The following is a 1,434-nucleotide window of genomic DNA, read 5'->3' on the forward strand; positions in this document are numbered from 1 at the left end:
TCGGCGGTGAGCAGCGCATCCAGCAGCGCGCCGCGCCCGCGGGCCTTCTTGATGACCCCGGCGGCAAAGCCGGTGCCGGCCAGCCGGGCGCGGTCACGATCGGTGCCGACCCCGCGCAGCTTGGCCTCCAGATCGGCCTCCAGCGCGGCGAGATCGGCCAGCGCCACCGGGCGCAGCGTCGCCAGCCGCAGCGCCAGATCGGCGTGGGCGGCTTCGGGCAGGGCATCGAGCACGGCGGCCGCCCGCGCTTCGGGCAGGTGCGCCAGCACCACCGCGATGGCCTGTGGATGTTCATCGGCGATGAGCGTCGCCAGCGCTTCGGCCTCCACCCAATCGAGCACCGCAAAGCGGCGCGGCGCGGCAGGTGGGCCGATGCGCTCGATCAGCGTTTCGGCGCGCGGCGTGCCCAGCGCCAGGCCCAGCCGCTGCCGCACCTGGCGCCCCTGCGCATCGAGTGCCGCCACCTGTGCCGTGCGGGCCAGGAACTCGTCGAGCACCGCATCGATGGCGTCGGGGGCGATCTCGGCGACGCTGAGCATCGCCTCGCCCACCTGCTGCACCTCCTCCGGCGACATCGACGCCAGCATGTCGGCCGCCTGTGCGTCTTCCAGCACGAGAAGCAGGATGGCGCATTTCTGCGCGCCCGACAGGCCGGCGGCAGGATCGGGGCGGGACAGTGCGATCATGCCGCCTCCCCCGGTTGGTTCTGCGGCGCGATGGCTGATGGGCTGGCGACCGTGCTGGTCAGCAGCATCTGGCGGGCCACGGCCATCGCCCGATCGCGATCACCCGTCACCAGCGTGCGCGCCTTGTCGAGCTTGCCGCTGTAATCGCGGGCGGTGGCGGGCCTGAGGTCACCGCCATCGATCGGCGCGCCGGCCGGCACCACCAGGTCACCGAACACGCGCGGCGGCGGCGGATTGGCGGCCAGTTCGCGCGCCGCTGCCAACCGGCTGCGGCGCTGCCACAGGAACCAGCCCAGCCCGCCCAGCGCCAGCAGCAGCACGCCGGCCACGACCGGGCCCCAGTTGCGCACCGCCGGCGCGTCATACCAAGCCTCGGACGTCGGGGCATTGCCGGCAAAGGCGCGGGTCTGCACCTCGATCAGGTCGCCGCGCGCCGCGTCATAGCCCATGGCCCCCTGCACCAGCCGGCGGATGGCGGTGAGGTCACGCGCGCCGCCCTTCCCCAAAGCGCCGGCATCGACCAGCAATGCCACCGACAGCCGCTTCAGCCGGGGCGCCGCGGCGCGGGTGACCGAGACATCCTTGCCGATCTCCCACATGCGGCTGGCGCTTTCCTGGGTCACCTGCGGCGGCGACGCGGCGGCAGCCGGCGGCAGTGCCGGCGGCGTCGCCGAAAGCTGGGCGGCGGGCGGCGCGGTGTTGGTGAGCGCGCCGGGGATGCCTTGCGCCGGCGCGGCACCGGCTTCGC

1 protein-coding gene and 1 pseudogene are annotated in these 1,434 nt (G+C 74.3%); both read right to left on the reverse strand.

Translation table 11 applies throughout. The features are described from left to right. Positions 1-686, reverse strand: a pseudogene (locus GJV64_RS14450) (hypothetical protein); the annotation flags it as partial. Beyond that, positions 683-1,434, reverse strand: a 752-nt coding sequence (locus GJV64_RS14455; protein ID WP_328799203.1) for a flagellar M-ring protein FliF C-terminal domain-containing protein, incomplete at its 5' end; no start/stop codon positions are given. The gene GJV64_RS14455 and the pseudogene GJV64_RS14450, both read right to left, overlap by 4 nt.

The sequence above is a fragment of the Sandarakinorhabdus rubra genome (genome assembly GCF_010994245.1).
GTDB classification, from domain to species: domain Bacteria; phylum Pseudomonadota; class Alphaproteobacteria; order Sphingomonadales; family Sphingomonadaceae; genus Sandarakinorhabdus; species Sandarakinorhabdus rubra.